Raw genomic sequence first — 17691 nt, 5'->3', positions numbered from 1 at the left:
GCCCCTGTCCGCCAGTCCCGACGCTATCAAGATCCGGCCGGCCCGGAACTCAGACCAGGCCCGCGTCCCGCAGCAGTTGCCACAACCCGGCTCCGTCCGGCGCGGAGAGCCATTCCTGCCCCACCGGGGGAGCCGACGCGCTGTCGCTGGTCGAGTGGGGCAGCGCCCCGGCGAGCATCGCCTGGGTCGGGGAGAGACGGCGAATCGCGATCCCGGCGACGTTGTCCGGATGGGACACCGCGAACTCCCGGTAGATCTCCTGGTCGTGCTGACCATCGTCGCCGACCAGCAACCACCGCACGTCCGGGAACTCCCGAGCGAGCCGGGTCAGGGTGGCCCGCTTATGCTCCCGGCCGCTGCGGAACCAGCGGTCCGCCGTCGGGCCCCAGTCGGTGAGCAGCAGCGGCCCGGCCGGGTAGAGGTGCCGAGACAGGAACCGGGTGAGAGTCGGCGCCACGTTCCAGGCGCCGGTGGACAGGTAGAACACCGGAGCACCGGGGTGGGCGGTAACCAGCCGCTCGTACAGCACGGCCATCCCGGGCACCGCGGCCCGGGCATGCTCGTCAAGGACGAACGTGTTCCAGGCCGCCAGCAGGGGCCGGGGCAGCGTGGTGACCATGACTGTGTCATCAATATCGGAGATCACCCCGAAGCGCACCCGGGGGTCAAGTATCCGCACCGGCGCCTGGACCGGCTCCGCCTCCGGGACTCGGATCCGCACCGATCCCCAGCCCGGGGGCAGGTCCACCGGCACAATCGTGTCCACGAAGCCACTGCGGTCGGTTCGCGTCTCATGCCGCTCGCCCCCCGACTCGATGTCCACCTGGACGTGCTTCGCCGGTAGGGTGGCGAAGCTACGCCAGCCCCGAACCTTCTCCGGCCGGCCTCGCTGTCGGTTGTCCGGCCGCCGCAACAGCACCCGACACATCACCCGAACCCAGCCCGGGGCTCCGTAGCCCGGGTAGGCCACGGTGTGGATCCGCCAGCCGGTGCGCCGGAGCCGCCGCTCGACCAGACGGTGTACGGCGTCCTCCATCCGCGCGGCCCGGTGTAGTTGAGGTACGGCCAGTTGGCCGGCGGAAGTCCGTGACACACGGCCACCCTGCCACAACCGACCTGCCCCGACCACGCCAGGCGAACGGGCCGGCACCGCCCTACCGCGACCCCGTCGGGCGAACGGGCCGGCAGCGAAACCGCTCCGCCCCGCCGGGCGCCTGTGACAGACTCCGGTGAGGGGATGACGGGGGCTTGGTCGTGTCGCAACCTCTACCGCGCCGTGGGCGGTGGCACCGCCGGCTGGACCCGCCGGCGCTCGTCGCGCTGGTGCTCGGGGTGGCTGGTATCGGGTACCGGCTCCTCCTCACGCTCTCCACGGTCCCACCGTCAAACAGCGACGAGGCGACGTTCGGACTCGCCGCCCTACACATCGCCGCGGGCCAGGAGCGGCCTGTGTTCCTGTACGGGCAGCACTACATGGGGGTGCTGGAGTCGTACCTCGCCGCGCCCCTGCTCGCGCTCTTCGGGCCGAGCTGGCCGGCGCTCCGGCTGCCGCTGCTGGCCCTCTACGCGCTCTTCCTCTGGCTGATCCATCGGCTGACCCGCCGGATCGGCTCCCCCTGGTTCGCCACCCTGATCGTCGGCCTACTCGCGCTCGGTTCAGAGCGGGTGATCCGGGACCAGCTGACCGCGGTGGGCGGGCGCCCGGAGGGGAAGGTGGCGGTGCTGCTGATGCTGCTGGTCGTGGTGGGGCTGGCCCGGGGGACGCTCCGGCTCCGCCGGCTGGCTGTCGGCCTGTTCGGCCTGCTCGCCGGGGTGGCCGTCTGGTCCGACTGGCTGCTTCTGCCCTACCTCGGGGCCGCCACCCTGGCGCTGCTGTGGGCGGCCCGCCGCGACCTGCTCGGCTGGGCCGGGGTGCTGCTGGTCGCCGGATTCGCGCTCGGCGTCGCACCGATGATCGCGTACTACCGCACCGCCGGCCCGGGTACGGATCCGCTGTCTGTGCTCAGTCAGGTCCACGACAACTCGGACCCACCGCTGGCCCAACGGTTCTCCGGTGCCGTACTGGAGGGGGTGCCGTTGGCCACCGGGCTCTGCCCCGTCAACGGGTGCAGCCGCTGGCTGGAGGGGTTCGGCCTGCTCTACCCGGTGCTGCTGGTGATCGCGGCCGTGGTCGCGGTCGCCGCGTATCGGCGGGCCACCGGGCGGGCCGCGCGGGTCGCCCCGGTCGTGCACCTCGCGCTGGTCGTCGGCGCGGCGTTGACCCTCCTGTCGTACATACGCACTTCGGTCGCCGCCACGGACCCGCTGGCTAACGCCCGCTACCTGGCCCTGCTGCAGCTGTCCCTACCCGCGGCGCTGTGGCCACTCTGGCAGGCGGCGGTCGCGGCTCTGAAGGGCACCGGCGGTGTTTTTGGTCGGCTGGCGGGCACGCTCGCCGCGGCGTTCCTAGCCGCCCTCACCGTCACCGCCTCACTGATCACGGTTTTGTTCATCACCACCGGCACCGCCGCTTCTCGGGCCAACGAACGCGCCGCCCGCGAGTTGGCGGACACCCTGCGGGCGTCCGGTCCCCACGAGGTCTACGGGGCCTACTGGACCTGCAACCGACTGATCTTCAACACGGACGAGGAGGTGGCCTGCGGAGTCCTTGACGACGAGCTCAACCCGGGAAATAACCGCCACCCCGCCTACTGGGACCGGGTGGCGGTGGCGAGCCGGCCCGGTTACGTGGTGGAGACCGGTTCGCCCCAGGAGCAACGCCTGCGCCAACTGCTGGGCGAGCGAGCCGACGCCGCCCTCATCGCCGACATCGATGAGTATCGGGTGTATCACCCAGAGGAACCTCTCCGGCCCTGGCGGTAGGGCGACCGTCGTCGAGACCCCGCCACACCCGCAAGATTTCCTCAAGGCTTGGCCCAATCGGTTCCCCTACGCCTGTGACAGCCGTCACCGTAGGGGAAATCCGACGCCGATAAGGAGTCCCGAGGTGAACCCGACCCTGCTGGACCGCCCCCGGTCAGCGTCGACCCCACACCCGCTGGACTGGCTGACCCTGACCGCTGGGTTCGAGGCCGCTTGCCTCCTGCGCTGCGTGACCACGCCGACGACGATCCGACGCCAGCGTGGCACCCCCGTCCACCCACCCGAGCGGGTGGAGTTCAACCGCGAGGACGCGGCGCAGCGACTCCACCGCCTGCTCCATCAGCTCGACGTTCCGGTCACGCATGAACGCAGCGTCGGCGGCCTGCGCCGCCGTTACGAGCTACACCGGCTGACCGTCGCCCCGGCCCACCAGGCCAGGTACGCCGCCATGCTGGATGCCAGTTGGCGGCGCGGACGCGGGGAACTCATCGGTGCGCCGGTGCGCGGCGCGTCCGGCGCCCGACGAGTGGGGCGAACCCGGCTGGCCGCAGCCGCCTGGCGGGCCGCGCTGCTGGCCGGCGGCCGACACATCCGCCGGCACATCCTCGGAATCCGGGTGACCGACCGGGACCTGGCGGCGATTCTGGTCCGGAGCGCCGCGCTGCTGGACACACCGGCGATACTGCGCCCTGGCACCGGCTGCTATCTGGTGAGCGTGCCACACGGACCGGCCCGCGAACGGATTATGCAGGCCACAGAGCTGGGGCCACCGCACCCCGAACTAATCGCCGTCTGATCTTCGCGGTGGGCCGGCGAGACGAACGCCGGGACCGCATCGGCGAGCAATGGGGGGTTGCGCCCGACCACCCGTACGACGGACAGTGCAGCGCGTGATCCGAATCCCAGGTCTCCGACGCGACGCGGTGCTACCGGTGCTGCTCCTGGCGATGGCGCTGCCGGGCCTCACCGGATGCCAGCACGGCCCTCCGCCGGCCATGCAGATCCGCATCGCCACCGGCAGCCCCGCCGCCGTTTACTATGCCTTCGGGCAGTCCCTGGCCACCATCCTCAATCGGGAGCTACCGAACGTTGAGGCTGAGGTGCTGGTGACCGCCGCGTCGGCGGAGAACATCCAACTCGTGGGCGCGGGCGAGGCGGAACTCGGCTTCACCCAGGCCGACGCGCTCCCCACCGTCCCGGCCCCACCGCCGACGGTGGCCGCGGTGGCCCGCGTCTACGACGACCTCCTACACCTCGTCACCACCCCCAACAGCGGCGTCCGCACCCTGGCCGACCTGCGGGGCCGGCGGGTCTCCGTGGGGGCACCCGGCTCCGGCACCGAGATCACCACCTCCCGACTACTCGACGTGGCCCAACTTGGCGGAGATGAGGTCCGTCGGGAGCGGCTCGGCCTGGACGACTCGGTCGAGGCGCTGCGGGCCGGCCACATCGACGCATTCTTCTTCTCCGGCGGCCTACCGGTGGGGGCGGTAGCGACGCTGGCCGCACAACAACATGTCCAGCTGGTAGGACTGGGTGCGTGGAGCACGCCGCTGCGCGCCCAGCACCCCGGCTTCTACGTCTCCCGGGACATTCCCCGCTCGGTGTACGGGGTGGACCCGGTGACCACCGTCGCCAACCCGAACTACCTGATCGTCCGCGCCGACCTGCCGGAGGGACTGGTCCGGGAGCTGACCCGGCTACTCATGGAGCGGCGCGAGGAGTTGGCATCGGCACACCCCGCAGCCGGCCAGATGAGTCCGCGCTCGGCCATCAACACCACCCCCCTACCGCTGCACCCTGGGGCGGTGGCCTGGTACAACGCGGTCAAACCGTAGCCACCGGTCAGCTCCGCGCCGAAGGGCAGGATTCCTCCTGCTCCCCGTCGTTGCCGGGCATCGGCAGCGACGCGGGAAACCACAGGGCCGCGATCAGTCCGTGGGGCTCGTTCGGACGCATACTGAGCCGCCCCGCGGAGGCGTCCACCAGGACGGCGACGATGGCCAGTCCCAGCCCGGCACCGTCGATGTTCTGCGCCTCCGGCGCCCGCCAGAACCGTTCGGTCGCCTGGTCGAGCTGGCTGGCCGTCATGCCCGGGCCGGTGTCGCGTACCCGCAGCGTCGTCCCATCGTCCCGACCCCGAACCTCCACCGTCACCTCGCCCCCGGCACCACTGAACTTCACCGCGTTGTCGATCAGCGCATCAAGCGCCTGGTCGACGGCGGTCGGCACGGTCCTCGCGTAAGCCGGCGCAACATCAGTGTCCAGCCGCAGCGTGACTGACCGGCGGCGGGCGAGCGGCTCCCACGCCGCCACCCGGCTAGCGGCGACCGCCGCCGCGTCAACGGTCACGCGCAGGTTCTCCGTCCGCTCGGCCCGGGCCAGGGTGAGCAGAGCATCCAGCACGAGTGCCAGCCGGTCGGTCTCAGCCAGGGCAAGCTGGTGCTCGGCCTGGCCCTGCGGGTCACTCAAACTGGGCCCCAGCTCCTCAACCCGCAGCCGCAGTGCCGTCAACGGATTGCGGAGTTGGTGGCTGGCGTGCGCCACGAACGCCCGCTGCCGATCCATCACGTCGGAGACGGCGTCGGCCATGTGGTTGAAGCTCGCCGCCAGGCGGCGTAGTTCGGGTGGACCCTGCCGATACTGCACGCGGGCGGTCCGGTCGCCCTCGGCAATCTCGTGGGTGACCGCGTCCAGCTCGGTAACCGGTCGCAGCACCCATCCGGCCAGGGCGAACGCGGTCGAGACACAGGCCAGCACCGCGAGCAGGCCGGCACCGGCGAGCAGCAGCCACCAGCGGGTGACGGTCCCCCGGATCCGCTCGGTGGGGGTGATGGTGACCACCGCGCCGAGCACCTCACCGCCGTCGTTGATCGGCACCGCGACGACGATCGGCCCGTCCACCCACGGCAGCACCGAGTCGGGCCCGCTGGCCTGCTGCCCGGAGAGGGCGACGTCAAGCGCCCCCCGGGTGCCCAGAGCGGGTTGCCAGCTCGGCGACGCGACCACCGTCCGCCGGTCCCGGTCAACCACCGCGGCGCCGATGCCGTACAGCTCGTCGTAGCGGTCCAACTCACTGCCGATCGGGCCGGTGCTCCCGCCGCGCAGCGCCGCGTCGGCCAACGACGCGAAGCGGGTGGCGTCGGCGAGCCGGTCGGCGCGGACCCGCTCGGTCTCCCGACTGGCCAAGGTGGCCGCGAGCGGGGTTTCCAAGGCGACCAGGACCAGAACCATCAGCAGCAGATAGCTGATCACCAGACGGCGACGCACCGCGCCTCACCCGCTCCGCAGCCGGTAGCCGATTCCGCGTACGGTCTCCACCAGGCGCGGGTCGCCCAGCTTGCCGCGGAGGGAGCCGACGTGCACCTCGACGGTGTGCCGGTCGGCGAAGGTCGTGCCCCAGGCGTCGAGCAGGATCCGATCGCGGGGCACGGCGGACCCGGGCTGGCGGGCCAGGGAGAGCAGCACGTCGAACTCTTTACGGGTCAGCGCCACCTCCTGGGCGTGGATGCGGACCGTACGGGCCGCCACGTCGATCTGAACCGGACCAACCTCGATCAGGTTGCGCTCTGGCGCGGCCTGCGCGGCGCGGCGCAGCACTGCCTCGATCCGGGCCTGCAACTCCACCATTGAGAACGGCTTGACCACGTAGTCATCCGCACCGAGCCGCAGCCCCAGCACCCGGTCGCGCTCCTCCCCCCGCGCGGTCACCGCGATGATCCCGAGTTGGCTGCTGCGCCGCCGCAACTCCCGACACAGGTCGGTGCCGTCCCCGTCGGGCAGGGTGAGATCCAGCAGGGCCAGGTCACACGGGGCAGCGCAGAGCGCGGCGGCGACCGTCGCCGCGTGCTCCACCTCGTAACCGCGCCGGGTCAGGGCCGCGGTAAGCGCGGCGGCCACGCGGTGGTCGTCCTCGACCAGCAGGATCCGCACCCAGTGCCCCCAACTCTCGCCTTCGTTGACCACGAATGGTCGCAGACATTGGCCATTGATGGGAGGGCGGACTTCACCCATAGCCAGTCGCGACCCGGTCGCGGCGATGGCCGATGTGGCGGGCCGACCGGCGGGCTCGGTGGGGTGGCTATGCTACGACGCGTTTGGGACCCGAGACGATGTGAGTTGACATGGCTGACACCAACGACCGTACGCCGGTCTTTGTCCACCCCACCGCCGACGTGGAAGCCGGTGCCCAGGTCGGCGACGGCACGAAGGTCTGGCACCTGGCCCATATCCGCTCCACCTCGCGGATCGGCGCGGGCTGCGTCATCGGACGCAACGTGTACGTAGACGCGGAGGTCACCGTCGGTAACCTGGTGAAGATCCAGAACAATGTCTCGGTGTACCAGGGCGTGACCCTTGAGGACGAGGTCTTCGTCGGCCCCTGCGCGGTCTTCACCAACGATTTCCGGCCCCGGGCCCAGAACCCCGACTGGACGATCACCGAGACGACGGTCCGCCGCGGAGCTTCCATCGGCGCGAACGCCACCCTGGTCTGCGGAATCGAGGTCGGCGAATACGCCATGGTTGCTGCTGGCTCCGTGGTGACGAAGGACGTCCAGCCGTACCAACTGGTGGTGGGGAACCCGGCCCGCCCGAGGGGCTGGGTGAACACCAAGGGCGAGGTCGTCTCGCGCGACGTGGACAACCCGCCACAGCAGGGCTGAGAACCCACCAATAACGAACGGGGGAGGGCCATCGGCCACCTCCCCCGTTCCGTCCGTTACCTCGACTCAGTCACTGAGGCGGGCGATCTCGGCCCGGAACCGCTCCATCGCGTTCGGCTCATCCGGGCCGAGCAGGTGGGTCTTCAGCTCCCGTCGCGCCTCGGCCATTGGGTCGTCTCCGGCCCGGGTCAACCCCAGGATTTTCTCCAGTTCGCCGACGTCCCTGGAGAGCAGGTACGCCGCCCGTGCGGTTGGGTACTTCCGGCGGAACTCGTCCTCCGGCAAGCCACCGGGATTAGCCACAACGTACGGTCGCCGACTCTGTACAAAGTCGGACACCACGCTGGACACATCACTTATCAAAAGATCAGTCTGGTTAAAACAGTCAAAAAGCGCTGGTACCCGGCCGGTCACCACGAGGTGCCGAGAACCATCCAACGACGTCGCCGCCGGGTCTCCGCCGGCCGCGCGGACCAGCCCCACCATCCGCTCGTGTACGGCCTTGGCCTTTGGGGAGCGGGATCCCGTCAGCGGGTGGGGCTTGTAGATCAACCGAACCTCGGGCCGGCTCTGGAGCAAACCCCGGACGATTCGCTCGCCCATCAGGACCAGCGAGGTGTGGTATAGATCGTCGTCGAGCCAGCCTTCCCAGGTTGGGGCGTAAAGCACCGTGAAGGGCCGCTTGACAGCCTCCGAACCGAAAGTGCGAACGCCAGCGAGCTGTGGCCGTCCGATCTCGACGATGTCCTCATCCCGTACGCCGACGGCGGCCCGCTCGTACCGCTCACGGCCGGCCCTACCGGCCACCCACACCTCGTCGTACACCTTGCTGTACGGATTCACGCTGGCCTGCTTGTCACTGTCGCCGTGTCCCACGAAGACGTGTCGGACGCCGGGTTCCCGGAGAAGGTGGATGTTGGCGCCCACGTTCGCTACGTAGAGTGCGACCCGCAGCGAGGTGAACTCCAAGTTCATGAAGTCCACTCCGGCGGGCACACTGACCACTGGCAGCCGGGTGTCGGCCAGTGCGGCGAACGCCTGCTCGTTGCGGAGCAGCACCACTGCCCGACGACCACTCGCCTCCACCGGGGCGAGCCACATGTTGACCTGGTAGATGTCCTTGGCCGGTCCGGCGAAGTAGAGGGCTACCTCCGGCTGTACCCGCGTCATCCAGGAGTGCAGGGCAGGCAGCGTTTCGAGGGCGCCGCCGCGGCCACGCAGCCAGTTGACCGCCAGCACCCCCGCCACGACGAACCCAGCGGTCAGGGTAGTTAGGCCGGTTGCGCCCACCGGCGCGGCCCCATCAGTCAGGGCCGCCGCCACTGCGGCCGGCAGGAGCAGAAAATTGAGCAGCGGCATCCGCAATCCCGCTACCCGCTGGGCCCACCGGGGCGGGGTCGGCCTCAGCCCCGACGTTCCGGGATCAATATTGCGGGTCTGGACCAGGAAAGGCGTCCGCTCGGCAAACCGTTGCAACGTCGTGGTGCCGACGGCGAGCGCCCAAAGCCCGGCGGGTAAGAGCAGGGTCATCACGGTCCCGGCGGTGCCGGGGCCTACGGTACTGATGACCAACAACACCGCTGCCAGGTCGCGAAAGAGCCAGCGGACGGTCGGGCCGAGGCCCGCCTTCTCCACCAACATGCCCACCGACGCGAACCGGGTCGCGAGTGCGACCTCGCCAACGATCACGACCAACGCGGAAACCGCGAATAGGATGACCCAACCGAGCATCCCACTCAGGATCATGGTCCCGTAGCACAGCAGGGTCACACCGCCTACGGCGAGACCTCGCTCGCCCCGAACATTACGGAACACCGCGTCACCCCTGTCCAGTCCAGATCGACGGCTGCGACCCTAACGGCGGGCGGAACACCCGGTTTTGCCGGGGTGGCCGGCCGGGAAACAGCGTCCGTGTCCGAGATGACACGGACGCCGCACCTCGATGGTTCGACCAGGGCCGTCAACATGCTGCCGGACGGCCTCGGTAGCCGGTCTCTAGGTAGTCCTAGCCGCCGATGACCACCCGTCGAACACCGGACCAGTTGGCCGGGTCGGTCACCCGGCGACCGTCCACAAGGACGGAAACCCCCGGCAGGTCGGCCGGGGTCAGGCTGCGGTACTCGGCGTGATCGGCCTGCACGATCGCGGCTCCCAGCGACTCGCCGTCGTAGCCCGGCAGACCCTGCGCGGCCAGTTCCTCGTTGGTGTACAGCGGGTCGGAGACATACGGGATCGCGCCCCGCTCACGGAGCGCCGCGACCGTGGGGAAGACCCCCGAGAAGGCGGTCTCCTTGACGCCGCCTCGGTAGGACGCCCCCAGCACGAGGACACCGACCCCGGTCAACTCTCCGTAGGCGGCCGCGAGCAGGTCCACGGCGTACTGCGGCATCGTTGCGTTGGCCTCACGGGCGGCCCGGACAACGGTGGCGGCCGGATCGTTCCAGAGGTACATCCGCGGGTAGACGGGGATGCAGTGTCCGCCGACGGCGATGCCTGGCTGATGAATGTGACTGTAGGGCTGGGTGTTACACGCCGCAATGACCTTGGTGATGTCCACACCTACGGTGTCCGCGAAACGCGCGAACTGGTTCGCCAACCCGATGTTGACGTCCCGATACGTCGTCTCGGCCAGCTTTGCCAACTCCGAAGCCTCGGCCGAACCGAGGTCCCACACACCCTGCTGGCCACCGAGGTCATCCCGCTCGTCGAAGTCGAGAACCGCCTCGTAGAAGCGCTTGCCGTGCTCCGCCGACGCGGCATCGATGCCGCCGACCAGCTTCGGGTAGCGACGAAGGTCGGCGAAGACCCGGCCGGTGAACACCCGCTCCGGGCTGAAGACCAGGTGGAAGTCCGTGCCGGCGGTAAGGCCGGAGCCCTCCTCCAGCATCGGTGCCCACCGATTGCGGGTGGTGCCGACCGGCAGGGTGGTCTCGTAGCTGACCAGCGTGCCGGGTTTGAGGCCACGGGCGATAGCACGGGTGGCATCGTCCATCCAGCCGAAGTCGGGCACCCCTTCGGAGTCCACGAACAGTGGCACGACCACGACAACCGCCTCCGACTCGGCGACGGCGGCAGCGGTATCCGTGGTGGCCGACAACAGCCCGGCGGACACCGCCTCCTTCAACTTGACGTCCAGGTCAGCCTCGCCTGGGAACGGAACGGCACCGTCGTTGACCAGCTGGACGACTCGATCGGATACGTCGGCACCGATCACCGTGTGCCCCTTCGAGGCGAATTGCACGGCGAGCGGTAGACCGATCTTGCCGAGCGCGACGACACAGATGTTCATGGAACTACTTTCCTCCAGGGGGCCAGATTCGGCTCAGACGGGCAAGGACCCGGCGGGGTGTCACCGGAGCGATCGCGACGACCACCTGGCCCTTGCGATTGATGATGGGGGAAACGAAGTAGCAACGGAGGCCACGCCAGGCCAGAATGCGGGGTGCAGCGAGCCCTCGGCTTGCGCGTAGCAACGCCGAACCGGTCCCCATCGGGGCGGTCACGTGGGTTGTCACCGCCTGCCGCCCGCCGTTCGCCGCTGCCTCCCCGAGCAAGCGATCAATCACGAAGTCCGTCCGTACGACCATACCCGACTCATCCGGTTCGACAGACGTCGCGCCGGCTACCCCACCGAGGCTCACCCGCACCGTCGTGCCAATGTCGGCCAGGGCCATCCAGCGACTCCGTGCGGTGACTCCGAGCGCCCGCGCACCGGAGGCGTCCCGCCCCCACTCCAGCCCGGTCGCGTCCATCCCGGCCATCACCTTCGCCGCCTGACCGGTGATGTCGTACCACTCGTCCGGATAGCCGAGTGACGGGTCCCGGAAGCCGACGTAGCAGGCGTACCAGCGGTCATCCTCGACGACGACCTCCGGCAGTGAATTCGCCGCCTGCTGCCCGATCAACTCACGCAGCCGCTCCAACTCGGCGTCCCGCGCAACCGTAAGTCGCAGCCGCAGCGCGGGCGCCATGGCAGCCAGGATGCCGTCCGTGAGATGCGCCCTGGCCAGCGCCCGTATCCGCCCCTGGACACGCTGCTGGGCATCCGCCGCGAGCTCGAGGAACTCGGCCCGCAGGAGCTTCGCCACCTCCCAGCTGAAGTGACGCAGCAGGACGGCGTCCCGGCGCGAGCCAGGCTCGATCAGGCCGGCGACGAAACTCACCAGTTCCTCGGCGCAGCGCAAGCGCTCCTCGAAGTTGCTCGCGTACGTGATGTTCTGCGCGTTGTCCCGCTTCACCGCGTAGTAGTACTCGTCGTCGGCCAGGACGGAGATCTTCGCCGCGTGGTAGCAGGCCTGCAGCGTGAACGGCTGGTCACTGCCCATCGGCATGTCGGTGCGGAAACGCAGGCCATGCCGCTCGAGCAGTTCCCGCCGGAACAGCTTCGTGTTCGACAGCGCCCACGGCAGCGCGCTGTCGAAGAGGCCTATCCGCTCTCGGGTCTCGGCGTAAACCTCCTGGTGGACGTACCGTTTGTTGGTGCCGACCATCCGCCCGAGCACAACATCGGAGCCCCACCTGTCGGCAGCGTCAACCAGTCGTTCCAGCGCCTCGACACCAAGAAAATCGTCAGCACCGATGAAGAAGACGTACCGACCACGTGCATGGTCGAGGGCAATGTTGCTCGGCACCGCAGGACCGCCCGAGTTCGGCTGGTGGAACACTCGAACCTGGTCCGGGTAGCGCTCGGCGTACTGGTCCAGCACATCACCGCCACCATCGGTGGAGCCGTCGTCAACCGCGATCACCTCGAGCCGGTCCAGCCCTAGGCTCTGCCCAATCAGGGAATCCAGGCAGGTCCTCAGGTACGGCATCGTGTTGTAGACAGCGACGAGGACACTGACATCCGGCGTTCCCATCCGTTCCCTTCCGACTCGCCCCTGCTCGCTGCTGGGTGGAAACCCGCCGTCAGTCAGGGGCCACCGCCACGCCCTCAACGACTTGTCGCAACCAGGCTTCCCGGCGCTTCGGGCAGAACCCCCGGCGAGTGTACGGCACCGGATCGCGCGGTAGACGCGCCCACGCCTGCCCCTTCGGCCACGAGACTCTGACTGGTCGGTGCCGCTGCGCCCGGCCCGGAGCCCACCCCGCCTCCGCCATCAGATCCAGACCGAGTCCCCTGGCTGGCTCGGTGGGGAGGGCGAGAGGCATGGACCCCATCACCTTGCGTACCGACATCAGGTCACAGCGTAAGCATCCACCGCCTTTGGGCCAGCCCCGCGCACTGCACCATCCTGCATCCAGCAGGTAGGGTTAACCGACGATACGAGCGATGAGACCGACCTCCGCCAACCGGCGATCGGGACAAGTCCTCCGAAGAGGTCGGGAGTGACGCGGCGTAGGCCTTGTGGGATTTGGCAGCCACTTCCACCTGAGGCACAATCGTCTGGCTCAAGGGACAGCGCCGGCCGACCTGCGGCTGCCCTTCACACGATCATCACGGGAGTCAACAGGTGAAGGTCATCAGCGTGGTCGGGGCTCGCCCCCAGCTGATCAAGCTAGCTCCGATCGCTGCGGCGTTCGCGTCGACCGATCACGAGCACCAAATCGTACACACCGGTCAACACTACGACGCCGACCTTTCGGATGTCTTCTTCTCTGGCCTGGGCATTCCCACCCCGGATGTTCACCTCGGCATCGGCTCGGGCTCACACGGAGTGCAGACCGGCAAGGCCCTGGCGGCGCTGGACCCGGTCTTCATGGCGGAGAAGCCAGACTGGGTGCTGGTCTACGGCGACACCAACTCGACCCTGGCCGGGGCGCTCGCCGCGGTCAAGTTACACCTACCGGTGGCGCACCTGGAAGCGGGACTGCGGTCCTTCAACCGGGCGATGCCGGAAGAGCACAACCGCATCCTCACCGACCATGCGGCTGATCTCCTACTCGCCCCCACCAACGAAGCGATGCGCCATCTCGCGGCGGAGGGCCTCGCCGCGCGTTCCACTCTGGTCGGCGACGTGATGGTGGACGTCTGCCTCCGCATCCGCGACTCCGTGCTCTCCGGTGACCACCCGGCGCCAGTACTGCCAGCGGGCATCCAGCCCGACGAACCGTACCTACTCGCGACGTTGCACCGGGCTGAGAACACCGACTCGCCAGAGCGACTGGCGATGTTGGTTGACGCGCTGGCGGACCTGCCCGTACCGGTGGCGCTACTGGCACACCCACGGTTGGCCGCGAAGGCCGAGGAGCACGGCGTGCGGCTCAGCCGCGGCGCCATACACGTCGGTCGTCCGCTGCCCTACGCCGGGATGGTCGCCGCGGTCCTCGGCTCGACCGGGGTGGTCACCGACTCCGGCGGCCTACAGAAGGAGGCATACCTGCTGTCCCGGCCGTGCACCACGTTACGGCCGGAGACGGAGTGGATCGAGACGCTGGCGGACGGATGGAACCAGCTGGTACCAGACCCGTCGGCCTACCCACGGTCGGAGTGGGCCAGCACCGCCACCCGCCCCGCTCCTACCGGTGCGCCTGGCACGCCGTACGGCGACGGGCACGCCGCTCGTCGAGTGGTCGAGAAGCTTACCGAAAAGTGATGTCGACGGCCATCAAGAAAGCGGAGTACACCCCGGCCATGCCTACTTCCCGTGAGTTGTCCAGCTCCTCAGCCACCGGCCGCGGCCGACGAGACGGCCGCCCTCATCTGATCTACCTGGCCATCGGCTTCCCGCCCGCGGCCAAGAGCTGCGCCTACCGAATGCGGGAGACGGCCAACCAGTTCCGCCGGATCGGGTGGGACGTGACCGTGGTGACGATTGCCTCCACCTCGTGGGAACGCGACTCGGGCGTCGACTACAGCCTCCTGGAACAAGTCGACCCCGGGATCACGGTGCTGGAGTTGCCGCTGGCCCGGGAGGACCTCGAGACGGACATCCGGATGTTCAGCGAGGAGCGCGCGCTTCGGCCCGCGAAGTGGGTGACCGACCTCCGCAAGCGGGAGAAGAGAGTCTTCCCGGAGCCGGTCTTCGGCGGCTGGCGGGACACGATCGAAGAGGCCGTGCTTGGCCTCCACCGTCAGCACCCGGCCGACCTGCTACTCGCGAGCTGCGTCCCGTACGTAAACCTCGCCGCCGCGTGGCGGCTCTGGGAGACGCACCGCGTGCCATACGCGGTCGACTTCCGCGATGGCTGGTCGATCGACGTGGTCAACGGCGGCGTCGCCTTCACCGAGGAGTCCGAGCCCGGAGTCTGGGAGCGTCGCATCCTCGACGAATGCCAGGCGCTCTGGGTCGTCAACGATCCGATCGCCGAGCACTACCAGGACCGCTACCCGCACATCGCGGAACGGGTGCACGTGGTGCGTAACGGGTACGACGCGGACAGCGTGACAACGGTCCAGCCACGCCGCCCCGACCCCGAGGCCGGGCTGGTCTTCGGCTACCTCGGCACTGTCAACTACAACGCGCGGCAGCTCGGGGCAGTGATCACCGCGTGGCGGAAGGCGCGCGAGCTGGAGCCGCTGATGCGCAACGCTCGGCTCGAGATCCGCGGCCATATCGGCGCCGGTGCCGCCCGGGAGGCCAACGGCCTCACAGAGTTGATCAGTACGGCCGCAGCCGATGGCGTCTCGTTCGGCGGCCCGGTCCTCAAGGCAGAGGTGGCTGAGACGTATGCCAACTGGGACGCCCTCGTCCTGATCCTCATCGGTGGCCGCTACGTCACCTCCGGCAAGGTGTACGAATACATGGCCACCGGCCTACCGATCGTATCGGTACACGAGATCGATCACGACGCCTCCCGGGTGCTGGACGGGCATCCGCTCTGGACCGGCGCGTGTGGCCTGGACGAGGAAGGCCTGATCGACAGCTTCCGGTCGGCCGCGCGGATGACCATCGAGGCCACCGAGGCCGAGCGGGCCGGTGTGCGCGCCCACGCCGCGCCGTTTACCCGGGAGACCCTGATGCGGCAGGCCGTCGAACAGCTCGCCGAAGGGATTGTCCGTGGCGGGGCGGACTCCACCGGTGTCGTGTCCCCGCCGCCGAGACCACGAATGACCGACGAATCTCGACAAGCCGGTGAGGTGCGCGCATGAGCGACGTTCTGCTGGTGGCCGGCGTACCGCCGCAGCCAGGGTTTCTGTCTTCGGCCGTGCACCGGCTGCAGGAGGCCGGTGCCAGGGTGCACCTGGTCGGCGCGGTCGATACGGAGGACCTCCCGGCCGACGTACGGCTGGACGGGCTGTGCGCCCTCCCCGGCGACATCGCCAAGGCCCTGCTGGCGCGTGCGGCGGCCCGGGCCACGCCGGGCGAGCGGGTCTGGGCGAGAATCCGCCGCGAACGGTGGGCGAGGGAACAGGCCCGGAACGCGGATGTCCTGGTGGCGCTCGACCCACACGCCATCTACACCGTCTGGCGGATGGCACAGCGCAATGTCGGCGCGGACGCACGGTATGGTGTCCAGCCTGCGGTGCAGGCTGTCATCGGGCGACAGGGCACCCCACCCCCCGGGGCACTACAGCGACTGGCCAGCAACTTGCCGTCCAGGGGAATGGTCCGGCGAAACCTCACTCACATCATCAACTCCGCACCCCGGGCAGCGATTGACGCCGTCACCGCCCGGCCGGTCATGCGCAGCAAGGCCGGGACACAGCTCTGGTTGGCGGCCGTACGCACGCCGAAGATTTCCGACCGGCTCCGGACAAAGGTCGCCCGCCAGGTCGCCAAGGGGATGGATTGGGCCGACCGGCCGGAGGGCGAGGCGCTGATCCTCACGGCCACGGCACAGAAGCTACGCACCCCGGCTTCCCGGGCCCGGATGCTCGGTGACGCGGCCAGCCGCGAGTTGAAGGCCGGAATTCCGCCGCGGAATTTGAACAGCGCCGTTGATGCGCTGCTCGCCATCGCTGACGAGCGGCACCGAGCCGGCAAGCAAACGCCGGCAGCCAATCTACTCAACCGGGCCATGAAGCTGGCTTTCGACCGGGTGCTGCACATCGACCGGCTCACGTCGCCGCTGGCGGAGGACCCGGAGGGCTTCATCGCGCCGTTCCGTAACTCGCTCGCGGCGACGACTGTCGCGGCCCCTCGCGGCCGCAAGCAGCCGGCCGCGAAGCCGCCGACTGATCGGCCGCTACGGTTGTTGATCGCCACCAGCGCGAACGACAACTTCCTGAAGCTGATCCGCGCCCACTACGAGTCCCACCCGCAGGTGGAGATCCGCTACCTCGACCTGGCGGCCGACAGCAAACTCAAGAGTGTCACCTGGGCCGCGACGCAGATGCTTGAGCAACGGTTGTCGGCAGAGGAGACACCGTACGGGGCAAACGCAGAGGAGCAGCTGCGACCGCACCTCGACTGGGCGGACACCGTGTTCGTGGACTGGTGTGTCGCGCCGGCCGCGCTGTTTACGATTCTCGACCCGGGCACCACCCGGATCGTCGTACGCCTACACAGCTACGAGACGTTGTCCCGTTGGCCGTACATGGTCGACTTCTCCCGGATCGATGACCTCGTCTTCGTCGCCGATCACATCAAGGATCTGACCACCACGCTGGTCCCCTACCTGCAGGGCCCGGATGCACCGCGGATGCACGTGCTCGACAACGCGATGGACCTGGGCGGATTCCAGATCGACAAGCCCTCGGACGCGCGGTTCCAACTGGGCATGGTCGGAATCAGCCAGGTCGCCAAGGACCCGCTCTGGGCGCTGGAGGTTCTCCGACAGGTACGGCGGCATGACGACCGATACCAGCTGCTGCTGGTGGGTGGCGACATGAACCCGAACGTCAGCGTCGCCAGCCGGAAGTACCTGGATACGCTCAACCGCGAGTTGGAGGAGCTAGAGACGGTTGGCGCGGTCCGGCGGTTCGGCCCGACCGACGACGTGCCGAAGGTGCTCGCCGACGTTGGTGTCATCCTCAGCTCCTCCGTACGCGAGGGCTGCCATTGCGGCTTGATGGAGGGCGCAGCGAGCGGGGCGGTGCCTGTCGTCCGGGACTGGCCCTTCTTCGCCGGCCGGCCCAGCAGTGCCCGCACCCTGTACCCGCAGGGCTGGGTCGTCGGTAGCCCGGAGGAGGCAGCGGAGCGAATCCTCCAGACAACGGCGACGGAGGAGACTTGGCGTGCCGCCGGCGACGAAGCCTCGACTCACGCGCTGGGTGAGTGGGACTGGCCGGTGGTCAAGCAACACTTCGACCGGCTGATCCTCGGCGACCACGTGATCTGAC

General features: G+C 69.1%; 13 protein-coding genes. 7 read left to right on the top strand and 6 right to left on the bottom strand.

Annotation, left to right across the window (positions count from 1 at the left end):
• Nucleotides 1-49 precede the first annotated feature (49 nt).
• A complete protein-coding gene (locus SALPAC4_RS0118100; RefSeq protein ID WP_019871522.1) occupies nucleotides 50-1036 on the bottom strand; it encodes an App1 family protein in 987 nt (328 codons plus the stop codon).
• A 218-nt stretch (nucleotides 1037-1254) separates the two neighbouring features.
• On the opposite strand from SALPAC4_RS0118100, the gene SALPAC4_RS0118095 reads away from it, so the two are divergent.
• The 3 genes from SALPAC4_RS0118095 to SALPAC4_RS0118085 all read left to right on the top strand — a co-directional run bounded on the left by SALPAC4_RS0118095 (nucleotide 1255) and on the right by SALPAC4_RS0118085 (nucleotide 4700).
• Nucleotides 1255-2862, top strand: coding sequence for a hypothetical protein (locus SALPAC4_RS0118095; protein ID WP_019871521.1), 1608 nt, complete (start codon nucleotides 1255-1257; stop codon nucleotides 2860-2862).
• A 124-nt stretch (nucleotides 2863-2986) separates the two neighbouring features.
• A complete protein-coding gene (locus tag SALPAC4_RS0118090) occupies nucleotides 2987-3658 on the top strand; it encodes a hypothetical protein (RefSeq protein WP_019871520.1) in 672 nt (223 codons plus the stop codon).
• An 85-nt stretch (nucleotides 3659-3743) separates the two neighbouring features.
• The gene (locus tag SALPAC4_RS0118085; RefSeq protein ID WP_027644272.1) at nucleotides 3744-4700 is read left to right on the top strand and encodes a TAXI family TRAP transporter solute-binding subunit; all 957 of its coding nucleotides are present in this window, start codon (nucleotides 3744-3746) and stop codon (nucleotides 4698-4700) included.
• A 7-nt stretch (nucleotides 4701-4707) separates the two neighbouring features.
• Here SALPAC4_RS0118085 and SALPAC4_RS0118080 read toward each other — a convergent pair whose 3' ends face one another.
• Together SALPAC4_RS0118080 and SALPAC4_RS0118075 are read right to left on the bottom strand one after the other, a co-directional pair.
• Nucleotides 4708-6132: a sensor histidine kinase gene (locus tag SALPAC4_RS0118080; RefSeq protein WP_019871518.1), complete on the bottom strand. Its 1425-nt coding sequence runs from the start codon at nucleotides 6130-6132 to the stop codon at nucleotides 4708-4710.
• 6 nt (nucleotides 6133-6138) lie between these two features.
• Complete coding sequence (locus SALPAC4_RS0118075; RefSeq protein ID WP_018740146.1) at nucleotides 6139-6795, bottom strand: response regulator transcription factor; 657 nt, start codon at nucleotides 6793-6795, stop codon at nucleotides 6139-6141.
• A 191-nt stretch (nucleotides 6796-6986) separates the two neighbouring features.
• On the opposite strand from SALPAC4_RS0118075, the gene SALPAC4_RS0118070 reads away from it, so the two are divergent.
• A complete protein-coding gene (locus SALPAC4_RS0118070) occupies nucleotides 6987-7526 on the top strand; it encodes an acyltransferase (protein WP_019871517.1) in 540 nt (179 codons plus the stop codon).
• A 66-nt stretch (nucleotides 7527-7592) separates the two neighbouring features.
• Here SALPAC4_RS0118070 and SALPAC4_RS0118065 read toward each other — a convergent pair whose 3' ends face one another.
• From SALPAC4_RS0118065 to SALPAC4_RS0118055, 3 genes are all read right to left on the bottom strand, one after another.
• Nucleotides 7593-9341, bottom strand: coding sequence for a CDP-glycerol glycerophosphotransferase family protein (locus tag SALPAC4_RS0118065; RefSeq protein WP_027644271.1), 1749 nt, complete (start codon nucleotides 9339-9341; stop codon nucleotides 7593-7595).
• Between the two features lie 190 nt (nucleotides 9342-9531).
• On the bottom strand, nucleotides 9532-10815 hold the full coding sequence (locus SALPAC4_RS0118060) for a nucleotide sugar dehydrogenase (RefSeq protein ID WP_019871515.1): 1284 nt from the start codon (nucleotides 10813-10815) through the stop codon (nucleotides 9532-9534).
• A gap of 4 nt (nucleotides 10816-10819) precedes the next feature.
• Nucleotides 10820-12385, bottom strand: coding sequence for a glycosyltransferase family 2 protein (locus SALPAC4_RS0118055; RefSeq protein ID WP_019871514.1), 1566 nt, complete (start codon nucleotides 12383-12385; stop codon nucleotides 10820-10822).
• A gap of 594 nt (nucleotides 12386-12979) precedes the next feature.
• Between SALPAC4_RS0118055 and wecB the strand changes: the two genes are divergently transcribed.
• The 3 genes from wecB to SALPAC4_RS0118040 are packed head-to-tail and all read left to right on the top strand — an operon-like array spanning nucleotide 12980 to nucleotide 17690.
• Nucleotides 12980-14062 carry a non-hydrolyzing UDP-N-acetylglucosamine 2-epimerase gene (gene wecB, locus SALPAC4_RS0118050; protein ID WP_019871513.1) on the top strand — a complete coding sequence of 361 codons (1083 nt, stop codon included), beginning with the start codon at nucleotides 12980-12982 and terminating at the stop codon, nucleotides 14060-14062.
• Nucleotides 14063-14100: 38 nt separating this feature from the next.
• Nucleotides 14101-15558, top strand: a complete 1458-nt coding sequence (locus SALPAC4_RS0118045; RefSeq protein WP_223874780.1) for a glycosyltransferase — start codon at nucleotides 14101-14103, stop codon at nucleotides 15556-15558.
• On the top strand, nucleotides 15555-17690 hold the full coding sequence (locus SALPAC4_RS0118040) for a glycosyltransferase (protein WP_019871511.1): 2136 nt from the start codon (nucleotides 15555-15557) through the stop codon (nucleotides 17688-17690). The genes SALPAC4_RS0118045 and SALPAC4_RS0118040 overlap by 4 nt, the downstream gene beginning before the upstream one ends.
• The last annotated feature ends 1 nt before the right edge of the window (nucleotide 17691 follow it).

The organism is Salinispora oceanensis (genome assembly GCF_000383575.1).
GTDB classification, from domain to species: domain Bacteria; phylum Actinomycetota; class Actinomycetes; order Mycobacteriales; family Micromonosporaceae; genus Micromonospora; species Micromonospora oceanensis.
Note: the sequence above shows the minus strand (reverse complement) of the source record. Positions and strands in the feature narration are given on the sequence as shown.

Excerpts from the sequence above, each read along its gene's own strand:
- SALPAC4_RS0118040 (WP_019871511.1), top strand. The coding sequence starts at position 15,555 with ATGAGCGACGTTCTGCTGGTGGCCGGCGTACCGCCGCAGCCAGGGTTT.
- SALPAC4_RS0118060 (WP_019871515.1), bottom strand. The coding sequence starts at position 10,815 with ATGAACATCTGTGTCGTCGCGCTCGGCAAGATCGGTCTACCGCTCGCC.
- SALPAC4_RS0118055 (WP_019871514.1), bottom strand. The coding sequence starts at position 12,385 with ATGGGAACGCCGGATGTCAGTGTCCTCGTCGCTGTCTACAACACGATG.
- SALPAC4_RS0118045 (WP_223874780.1), top strand. The coding sequence starts at position 14,101 with ATGCCTACTTCCCGTGAGTTGTCCAGCTCCTCAGCCACCGGCCGCGGC.
- SALPAC4_RS0118100 (WP_019871522.1), bottom strand. The coding sequence starts at position 1,036 with ATGGAGGACGCCGTACACCGTCTGGTCGAGCGGCGGCTCCGGCGCACC.
- SALPAC4_RS0118070 (WP_019871517.1), top strand. The coding sequence starts at position 6,987 with ATGGCTGACACCAACGACCGTACGCCGGTCTTTGTCCACCCCACCGCC.